This is a genomic window from Streptomyces sp. PA03-6a (genome assembly GCF_033792765.1).
Taxonomy (GTDB): Bacteria; Actinomycetota; Actinomycetes; order Streptomycetales; family Streptomycetaceae; genus Actinacidiphila.
On sequence record NZ_JARAVK010000296.1, the window covers coordinates 1 to 9,886 of the forward strand.

General features: G+C 74.9%; 7 protein-coding genes. 3 read left to right on the forward strand and 4 right to left on the reverse strand.

Annotated features, from left to right (window positions below; all coding sequences use genetic code 11):
• Positions 1 to 17: 17 nt before the first annotated feature.
• Complete coding sequence (locus PV350_RS40280; protein WP_500338383.1) at positions 18 to 704, reverse strand: ABC transporter ATP-binding protein; 687 nt, start codon at positions 702 to 704, stop codon at positions 18 to 20.
• A gap of 98 nt (positions 705 to 802) precedes the next feature.
• Complete coding sequence (locus PV350_RS40285) at positions 803 to 2,248, reverse strand: ABC transporter permease (protein WP_499513654.1); 1,446 nt, start codon at positions 2,246 to 2,248, stop codon at positions 803 to 805.
• A gap of 325 nt (positions 2,249 to 2,573) precedes the next feature.
• Here PV350_RS40285 and PV350_RS40290 point away from each other — a divergent pair, with 325 nt between their 5' ends.
• Complete coding sequence (locus tag PV350_RS40290) at positions 2,574 to 3,908, forward strand: hypothetical protein (protein ID WP_499513653.1); 1,335 nt, start codon at positions 2,574 to 2,576, stop codon at positions 3,906 to 3,908.
• Here the strand turns inward: PV350_RS40290 and PV350_RS40295 are convergent.
• Together PV350_RS40295 and PV350_RS40300 are read right to left on the reverse strand one after the other, a co-directional pair.
• Entirely contained in the window at positions 3,896 to 4,618 is a 723-nt protein-coding gene (locus PV350_RS40295; RefSeq protein ID WP_500338385.1) for an LmeA family phospholipid-binding protein, read from the reverse strand. The two genes, PV350_RS40290 and PV350_RS40295, sit on opposite strands and share 13 nt — an antisense overlap.
• Positions 4,615 to 6,951 carry an MMPL family transporter gene (locus PV350_RS40300; protein ID WP_499513651.1) on the reverse strand — a complete coding sequence of 779 codons (2,337 nt, stop codon included), beginning with the start codon at positions 6,949 to 6,951 and terminating at the stop codon, positions 4,615 to 4,617. Before PV350_RS40300 ends, PV350_RS40295 begins: the two co-directional genes overlap by 4 nt.
• 152 nt (positions 6,952 to 7,103) lie before the next feature.
• On the opposite strand from PV350_RS40300, the gene PV350_RS40305 reads away from it, so the two are divergent.
• Positions 7,104 to 7,802: a response regulator transcription factor gene (locus tag PV350_RS40305; RefSeq protein WP_500338387.1), complete on the forward strand. Its 699-nt coding sequence runs from the start codon at positions 7,104 to 7,106 to the stop codon at positions 7,800 to 7,802.
• On the forward strand, positions 7,799 to 9,154 hold the full coding sequence (locus PV350_RS40310; RefSeq protein WP_500338389.1) for a sensor histidine kinase: 1,356 nt from the start codon (positions 7,799 to 7,801) through the stop codon (positions 9,152 to 9,154). The genes PV350_RS40305 and PV350_RS40310 overlap by 4 nt, the downstream gene beginning before the upstream one ends.
• Positions 9,155 to 9,886: the final 732 nt, after the last annotated feature.

A 9,886-nucleotide genomic window follows, 5' to 3' on the forward strand; every position in this document is an offset into this window, starting at 1 on the left:
GGGTGGGTGCGGCGGTCTCAGGCCGCGGGGGCCCGCTCGGTGACGGTGACCCGGCCCTTCTTGATGGTGGCGACCCGGGTGGCGCGCCGGGCGATGGCGGAGTCGTGGGTGACCATGACGAAGGTCAGCCCGTACTCCTTCCACAGCCCCTCCAGCAGGGCGAGGATCTCGTCGCGGGTGTCCTCGTCGAGGGCTCCGGTCGGCTCGTCCGCGAGCAGCACCTTGGGGCGCTTCACCAGCGCCCGGGCGATCGCCACACGCTGCTGCTGACCACCCGACAACTCGCCCGGCAGGTGGTGCAGACGGTCGCCGAGGCCGACGGAGGCGAGGGCCTCGGCGGCGCGGGCACGGCGTTCGGAGGCCTTGACGCCCAGCGGGACGAGGGCGGTCTCGACGTTCTCCTGGGCGGTCAGGGTCGGGATCAGGTTGAAGCTCTGGAAGATGATGCCGATGTTCTGCGACCTGACCTTGGTCAGCCGGGCCTCGCTCAGCCGGGCCAGGTCGGTGCCGTCCAGCTCCACCGAGCCCTCCGTCGGGCGGTCGAGGCCGCCGAGCATCTGCAGCAGCGTCGACTTGCCGCCGCCGGTCGGGCCCTGGATGACCAGCTGGTCGCCGTCCTCGATCACGAGGTCGACGCCGCGCAGCGCGTGCACGGTGTCCTTGCCGCGCGAGTAGCGCTTGGTCACGCCGCTCAGCTTGTACATGAGATGACTCCTGAAGTCCTGAAGGGGAAGGGCGGGGGCCGCGCCACGCCGGGGGGAACGTGCGGCACGCGGCCCCCGGTCTCGTGGGGCGGGTGCGGCTACTCGACGCGGCGCAGGGCGTCGGCCGGGCGCAGCCGCGAGGCCCGCCAGCCGCCGAAGGTCCCGGCGATCAGACCGCCCGCGACCGCCAGGACCACCGCGAGGACGATGGTGTTGACGCTGACCGGTGCCTGGAGGGCGATCTCGACGGCGTCACCGGCCGCGCGCCGGGCGGGGCCGCCGAAGCCACCGGGGCCGCCCGCTCCGCCGCCACCGCTCCCGCCGCCACCGACGGTGGCGTCCAGCGTGGGGCTGATCGTGGTGATGAGGTAGGCGCAGCCGAGGCCCAGGGCGATGCCGAGGGCGCCGCCGATGAGGCCGTTGACGATCGCCTCGCCCATGACCTGGCGCGTCACCCGGCCGCTCTTCCAGCCCAGCGCCTTGAGCGTGCCGAACTCGCGCACCCGGCGGGAGACCGCGGAGGAGGTCAGCAGCCCGGCGACGAGGAAGGCGGCGATCAGGACGGCGATGGAGAGCCACTTGCCGACGTTGGACGCCAGGTTGGAGGCCGTGGACAGCGAACCGGAGACGGTCGAGGCCAGGTCGGAGGAGGTGGTGACCGTCGTGCCGGAGATGTTCTTCTGGATCGCGGACTTGACGGAGCCGATCTTCTGGGAGTCGGCGGCCTGGACGTAGACCGTGGTGACCTTGTCCTTGGCGTCCGCGAGCGTCTGCGCCTGCTTCAGCGGGATGTAGACGTTGGCGGAGGAGGAGCCGCTGTCGGCGGTCGCGATGCCGATGATCTCGAACGTGGTGCCGGAGATCGTGAGCGTCTTGCCGACGGTCAGCTTCTTCTGCTTCGCGTACGCGCTGTCGAGCACGGCGACCTTGGCGTCGTCCTGCGCGCTGGTGAAGGTCTTCCCCGAGGTGATCTTCGACGAGGTCAGCGGACCGAGGGCGGGGTGCGCGACGTCCGTGCCGAAGACGGTGAAGTTGTTGATGTCGAAGTTGGCTCCGCCACCGCGCACCGTGCCCTGCGGCTGGCCGCTGCCGCCGCCCCGCTGCCGGTTGCCGCTGCCCGGTGCCTGCTGGAACTCACCGCGCTGGAACTGGCCGTTGACCTTGATGACGACCAGGCTGAGCCCGCCGACCGCGTCCTTGACCCCGCTCTGCTCGGAGACCTGGTCGACGACCGAGGACTTCAGCGACTGGAAGCCCTGCACCATGACGCGGTCGCTGCTCTGCTCCTTGTCGTCGCCGCGCGCGTCGAACTGGAAGCGCGGTCGCTGCGCGGAGGCCGAGTCGGGGTCGGCGGCCTTGGTGACGGTCATGTCGGTGCCCAGGCCGTACAACGACTCCAGCACCTTGCCCTGGGCCTGCGTCATGCCGGCCGACACCGAGTTGACGGTGATCACCAGGGCGATGCCCAGTGCGAGGCCCATCGCGATGACGAGCGCCGCCTTTCTGCGGCGTCGGAGTTCGCGCCGGAGGTACGTGAAGAACATGCGATTCCTCGCCGAGTCAGGAGAACGGGAAGCGGGAGGGAGGCGGTGCCTGTCTCTCCACTGCGGCGACGGTAGGAACCAGCCGTGATGAGAGCCTGAGCGGCGGATGAGAGCCCTATGAGAAACCCTCCCGCCGGGGCGGTGCGGCCACTGCAGTACCTTGCCCTGGACCCCCGCACGCCCGCCGGGCCGGGCCGGTGGCGGATTCACGGAAGGCCGGGGCGGGGGCACGGGCCGGATGAGAAGGTCGGCGCCCGGCGGGGATCGTCCCGGTGGGGAGACCGGCGGGGGCACGAGCGACCGCACGACGTGGGGAGACGCGGATATGACGGACGGAACACCGTGGGGCGGCGGCGGTTGGGGCCCCGGTCACGGGACCGGCGGCGGCACGGGAGGCGGCGGCTTCGGACCGCCGCCCCCGCCGGCGCCGCCGTACCCGCCGCAACCGCAGGCCCACCACCAAGCGCCCTGGTACCCGCCGCACAACGGCTACCCCACACCGCCGTCCCGGCGGCGCGGCCCGCTGCTGGCCGTGGCGGGACTGGCCACCGCGGCCCTGGTCGCCGGCCTCCTCATATGGGCTCCCTGGAGCGGGTCCGGCGACGGCAAGGGCCCGGCGGCGACCGCACGCAAGGACCCGGCGGCGGAGGCCGAGCGCATGCTGCGCGAGGCGGCGGACACCATGGGCGGGGCCCAGGTCGTCTCCTACCGGGGCGACTTCGCCCTCGACAGCGGGACGAGCACCCCGTTCGACCTGCAGACCACACCCGGCGGCTGGGGCCGTGGCTCGCTGCAGGACGAGGGCGCCACCGTGCGGCTGCTCACCACCGACGACCACCGCCTGACCAAGGCCGACAGGGCGTACTGGAAGGACCGCGGCTACGCGGGCGACCTCCTCGACCGGATCGACGACCGCTGGCTGGACTCCTCCGCCGACCTGCCCGAGATCGACGACCTGACGACCCCTCTGGACCCGGCCAACGTCTCGGCGCTGCTCCGTGACGCCGCCGACCGCGGCCGCCCGGACGCCATCTCCTCCTCCACGGTCGCCGGACGCCCCGTCAAGGTGCTGACCACGACCGGCGGCCGCTTCTGGATCACCGACTCCGCCCCGCGCACCCTGCTGCGCCTGGCCGCGGGCGACTCCCCCGCCGCATCGGGGCCGCTGCCCCTGCCCGACGGCCTGGACACGACGGTGGCCGCGCTCACCGGCGCCGACCGCGAGACCTTCACGACCGCCTACGACCGGGACCTCGCCGACCTGAAGTCCGCCGTCGACCCGGCGGTCAGCTTCAGCACCACGGGGAAGGCCCGCTTCTCCCCCTGCGGCAACAGCAGCTGCACCGCCCGCTTCACCCTCCAGAACTCCCTGTACGACGCCCTGGACGACCCCGAGACCACCGACGACCCCGTGTACGCGGAGATCAGCATCGCCATCACCCTCGACGGCCGCAAGGTGAAGACCTGCGTCTTCCACAAGAAGATGAAGCCCTCCGGCACCGTGTCGCTCACCTGCACCGCCACCTACAGCGCCGCGACCACCAAGGACCACACCGTCCGCGGGCTTCCCGACGCCTGGGCTCGCGCGGTGCCGGACGACGAACTCTCCCGCCTGCGGGCGGACTTCGCCAAGGGCGTCGTGGACGGTCAGGCGGCCTGAGCCGCCCGGCGGGGCAGCGCCGCGCGGCCGCCGTCGAGGGTGACGTGCAGGCCGTCGGACGTGACGTCGACCGAGGTCGCCCGCAGGGCGAGGGGGTAGCGCGCCCGCGGGGCCCGGTCGGCCAGCCGCCGCTCGATCCGGTCGACGACCGCCGGCGCGGCGACCCGGCCCAGGAACTCCGCGCCGGTCACGGTGACCGCCACCCGGCCGCCACGGAGCACCGGGCGTACCGTCACCCGGCCGAATCCGCCGCCGAGTTCGAGCCGCAGCGTGCCCGCGACCGGGTCCGGCACGACGTCCGTGACCGGCAGGCCCCCGTCCGTACCGCCGCTCCCGGAGCGTGCGCGCAGCGACCCGGCGGGAACGCGGACGTCGGCATGGGACGACGCCACGGTCGGTGCGCCGCCGAAGCGGAGGCCGTCCAGGCGGACGCGCACCGAGGCGCCGTGCAGTCGCCCCACGGTGACGTCGTCGCCGGCGACCTCGACGCGGCCCAGGCGGCGGTGCGCGAGCGCGGACAGCGCCGGCCCACCGCCGGTGTCGACCGCCACCCGGTCCGGGGCGACGCCGAGGGCGCGGCCCGCCGCGGCCGCGACGCGGTGGTGGACGACGCCCCGCGCGACCAGCTCACCGGCCCCGCCGCTCAGGGCCGTCAGCGCGACGGACGCCACCAGCACGGTCCTGGCCCGGCGCCGCCGGACGGCCGTCACCGCGTCTTCCCTGCGGCCTCGGCACGGGCGGGCGCGGGAACGGCCTGCGCGGCGCGGCCGCCGCCTTCCGGGTCCAGGCGCGGCAGCAGCCGGTCCAGCCAGGGCGGGATCCACCAGTTGGCCCGGCCGAACAGGTACATCGTCGCGGGGACGAGGAGCAGCCGGACGATCGTGGCGTCGACGACGACGCTCACCCCGAGCCCCAGCGCCAGCATCTTGACGACCACGTTCGCCGACAGGAGGAAGGCGAGGAAGACGCTGGTCATGACGATCGCGGCGCAGGAGATGACCCGGGCGGTGGCGGCCAGCCCGTGCGCCACGCTCCCGTGGTCGTCGCCGGTGGCCAGCCAGGACTCGCGGATCCGGGAGAGCAGGAAGACCTCGTAGTCCATGGACAGCCCGAAGACGATGGCGAACATCATCATCGGGACGTAGGACTCCACCGGCACGCTCTCGCCGACACCGAGCCACGGACCGCCCCAGCCCCACTGGAAGACGGCCACGACCACGCCGTACGCGGCGCCGATCGACAACAGGTTGAGCACCGCGGCCTTGGCGGCGACCAGCGGGCTGCGGAAGACGGCGAGCAGCAGGAGGAAGGCCGCGCCGACGACCACCGCGACGATCACCGGCAGCCGGTCCACCACGACGTCCCGGAAGGCGAGTTGGGCCGCCGTGGTCCCCGTGACGTGGCCCTGGGCGCCGGTGCCCCGCAGGGCGGCGGGCAGCACGTCGTCCTGCAGGCGGTGGACGAGGTCGGAGGTGGAGCGCTCCTCGGGCCCGCCGCGCGGGGTGACGGTCGCGACGAGCAGGGCGCCGTCGGGGGTCGCGGACGGGGTGGTCGCGGCGGCCACGTCGCCGGCGCCGGCGAGGGTCTCGTGCAGTGCCGTCGCCAGACGTTCCCGGTCGGCCGAGGTCCCGGTGCGGTCGGGGTCCAGGGCGACGACCACGGTGAGCGGGCCGTTGGTGCCCGGACCGAAGCCCTCGGAGAGCAGGTCGTACGCGCGGCGGTCGGGGTTGCCGGCCGGGCCCGCGCCGGCGTCGACGTGCCCCAGCCGCATCGAGGCGAGCGGCACGGTGAGCACCCCGAGCGCCAGCACGCCCGCGGTGAGGAAGAGCCAGGGGCGCCGCCCGACGGCGCGGGCCCAGCGGTGCCAGACGTCGGCGCCGCCCGGGGCGGGTTCGTCCACCGGCGTGCGCACCGACCAGCGGTCGATCCGGCGGCCGAGCAGTCCCAGCAGCGCGGGGGTGAGGGTCAGTGAGGCCACGGCGGCGACCGCGACGGTGACGCCCGCGGCGGCACCGAGGGTGCCGATGAAGACGACCCCCGAGGCGTACAGGCCCGCCAGGGCCATCGCCACCGTCACGGCCGCCACGATCACGGCCCGGCCGCTGGTGGCGAGGGTGCGTCCGGCGGCCTCCGCGGGGTCGTCGACGGTGTGCAGCAGCCCCCGGTGGCGCGTGGTGAGGAAGAGCGCGTAGTCCAGGCCCACGCCGAGGCCCATCATCGTGGCCAGCGTGGGGGCGGCGGCGCCGAAGGACCAGGCCGCCGCGAGCAGCCCCAGCAGGGCCGTCCCGGCGCCCAGCCCGAGGACCGCGGTGAGCAGCGGCAGTCCCGCCGCCGCGAGGCTGCCGAAGCCCAGCAGCAGCACGGCGACCGCGGTGCCCAGGCCGATCGCCTCCGAGGCCCGGTCCGCCGCCTTGGGCCGCGCCAACTGGCCCAGCGGGCCGCCGTACTCCACGGTGACGCCGTCGGCGCGCAGCGCCGAGACCGCCGTGTCGACCTCGGCGACGTAGGAGCGGTCGAGGGTCGCGGGGTTGGTGTCGAAGCGGACGCCGACGTACCCGATGGCGCCGTCGGAGGAGACCGCGCCCGGGGTGGTCAGCGGGTCGGCCGCGGACAGGACGTGCGGCAGGTCCGCCACGCGGGCGACCGCCGAGGCCACGGCGTCCCGGTGGTCCGCCAGCCCGCCGTGCCGTGCCCGCAGCACGATCTGCGAGGCGGTGCCCCGGGTGCCGGGCGCGCCATGGGCGTCGAGGAGGTCCGCGCCGGTCTGCGCGGAGGTGCCGGGCAGCGCGAAGTCGTCCTGGTACGCACCGCCCCAGGCCCGGTCGGCGGCGACCGCGGCCAGCAGCACCAGCAGCCATGCGGCGATCACCCGCCACGGGTGCCGGGCGCAGCCGCGTCCGGCCCGGTGCAGCAGACCGGGTCCGGCGGTGCGGGGCGGGCGGGTCCTGCGCAGCAGCAGGGCGACGGCGACGAGCGCGACGACGCCCGCCGCCAGGGTGGCGCCGAGCAGTGCGGGCTCCGCGCCGGCGTGTGGGAATGCCACGACCTGTTCCTCCCTCCGCCCGGCCGGATCGCCGGGCACCGCCCGCATCGTGGCGGACGGACGCAAGGACGGCGTTGGCGGAATGTTCGGGGAGTGTCAGGATCCCCGCCGCCCGCGGGGCCGCGGCGAGAGGGGTGGTTAGCATCGGGGCCATGGCGGAAGAACGAGGCCTCGTCCTGGTCGTCGAGGACGAACGGCACATCGCCGACCTGCAGCGGCTGTACCTGACCCGGGAGGGCTTCGGCGTCCACGTGGAGGCCGACGGGCCCTCCGGGCTCGCCGCGGCGCGCCGGCTGCGGCCCGTGGCGATCGTGCTCGACATCGGGCTGCCCGGGCTCGACGGCACGGCGTTCTGCCGCGCGCTGCGCGACGAGGGCGACTGGACGCCGGTCCTCCTGGTCACGGCACGCGACGAGGAGGCCGACCGGATCCTGGGCCTGGAACTGGGCGCGGACGACTACGTCACCAAGCCCTTCTCGCCCCGCGAACTCGTCGCCCGCGTCAAGACCGTCCTGCGCCGGGTGGACGGCCCGCCCCGCGGCGGACGGCCGCGCACCCTGGGCCCGGTGGCACTGGACCCGGTGCGCCGGACCGTCCACAAGGACGGTGAGCCGCTCACCCTGACCACGACGGAGTTCAACCTCCTGGCGTGCCTGATGGGCCACCCCGGCCAGGTCTTCACCCGTGACCAGCTGCTCGCCCACGTCTGGGGCGCCCCGGACTACCGCGAGGGCCGTGTGGTCGACGTCTACGTCTCCCAACTGCGCTCCAAACTCGGCGACCCCTCCCTGATCCGTACGATCCGCGGCGTCGGCTACAGCGCCGCCCCACCCCGCCCGGCCCCGGCGTGACCGGTCGCGGTTCGCTCGCCGGGAACCTCGTGCTGCTCACCACCGCCGTGGCGGCCGTCGCCGTGCTGCTGGCCGGGCTGGCGTCATGGCACACGATCCGCACGACCGCCGAGGCGCAGGAGCGCGACCGGCTCGCACGGCAGGCCGACGTGCTCAGCCGTACCCCGGCGCTGTCGTCCCTGCTGCTGGAACGGGAGCAGCGGCTGGCCGGCTCGAACGGCGTCGAGCTCGCGGTGGTCGCGCCGGACGGTACGACGGCCGGGCCGGCCGCGCCCGCCGTCACCACGGCCGTGCTCGCGGCGCTGCGCGGCGGGGGCCCGGCGTCGGCGACGGCCGCCCTCGGCGGGCGTGCCGTGCTGGTGGAGGGTCATCCGTCCCCGGGCGGTGGCGCGGTGGTGCTCACCAAGCCCTTCACCGCGGTCGACGACGCCGCCGCCCGCATCCGCGGCGCTCTCGCGCTGCCCCTGGCCGCCGGACTGGCCGGCGCGGGCGCAGCCGGTGCCCTGCTGGCCCGGCGCCTGGCCCGTCCCCTGACCGCGGCGGCCCGCACCGCCCACCGCCTCGCCGCCGGCGAGCGCGGGCTCGCCCTGCCGGACGACGGCCCGGCCGAGGTCGCCGAACTGTCCGCCGCGCTCACCTCCCTTGACGCCGCCCTCGCCCGCAGCGAGAACCGACAGCGCACGTTCCTGCTCTCGGTGTCGCACGAGATCCGCACCCCGCTGACCGCCGTGCGCGGCTACGCCGAGGCCCTCGCCGACGGGGTGATCGGCCCCGACGGCCTCCCCGCCACCGGCCGCACCCTGCTCGCCGAGACCGGCCGTCTCGACCGCTTCGTCCACGACCTGCTGGACCTCGCCCGCCTGGAGGCCGACGACTTCCGGCTCGACGCCGCGCGGACCGACCTCGACGCCCTCGTCGAGGACGCCGGCGCCGTCTGGGCCGACCGCTGCGCCCGCCACGACGTGCGCTTCCGCCTCGAACGCCCGGGCCGCCCACTGCTCGCCGACACCGATCCCTTCCGGGTCCGCCAACTCCTCGACGGCCTGGCCGAGAACGCGCTGCGCGTCACCCCGGCCGGCCGCCCGCTCGTGCTGGCGCTGCGCGCCGAGGTCGGCGAGGCCGTGTTCGAGGTCCGCGACGGCGGCCCGGGACTGACCGAGGACGACCTCACCGTCGTCTTCCAGCGCGCCGCCCTCGCCACCCGCTACCGCGGCGCCCGCCCCGTCGGCACCGGCCTCGGGCTCGCCATCGCCCACCGCCTCACCACGGTGCTGGGCGGCACCATCTCCGCCGCGTGCACCTCCCCCGAGGGCGGTGCCTGTTTCACGGTCCGGCTGCCGACGCGCCCGTGAGCACGTGTGTGCGGCGCCGTCGTGGTTGCGGTGGATTGTCGTGTGCGGGTGCGTTGCACCTGCGGCGGGCGGTTTCCCCGCCTCCCGCCCGATTGCCCGGCGCGGTCAGTGCGGGTCAGCGCATCGTTGGCGTGGGGTCGGGGCCGCGCCGGCGCACTCCCCCAGCCTTCGGCCGGGGGGACCCCCACAGCGCTCGCGGTTTACGTCCACATCGTTCGGCGCCCGGGTCCGCCGCTCGTCTCCCCCAGCCTTCGGCCGGGGGGACCCCATGGGCGCACCCCGCCACACCCCCTCATGCCGGTTGGGGCGACTGACGGCCGGTGGGGGGTGAGTAAGGCACTTGCGGCAACCCCGAACCGCTCTCTGAACCCCGCCCGGTCGTCAGTCGCCTACACGACTGGAGGGGTGTGGCGGGGTGCGCCCATGGGGGTCTCCCCCCGGCCGAAGACTGGGGGAGACGAGCGGTGGGCGCGGTGCCGATTGATGTGGGGCAGCGCCGCGAGTGCCGAGGTGGGGGTCCGCCCGGCGAAGGCTGGGGCGTACCCCGGCGCGGCACCGACCCCATACGTACGCAGCGAGGCGGTCACTGACCGCGCCGGGGTACGCCCCAGCCTTCGCCCTGTCTCTTTTACACTTCTCCGGCCCCCAGGACCCTTCCTACATCTCTTTTGCGTCCTTTTGTTGAAAAAACAACAACACAAGAATCCGAGTGACGACGGACAAAGAGACAGG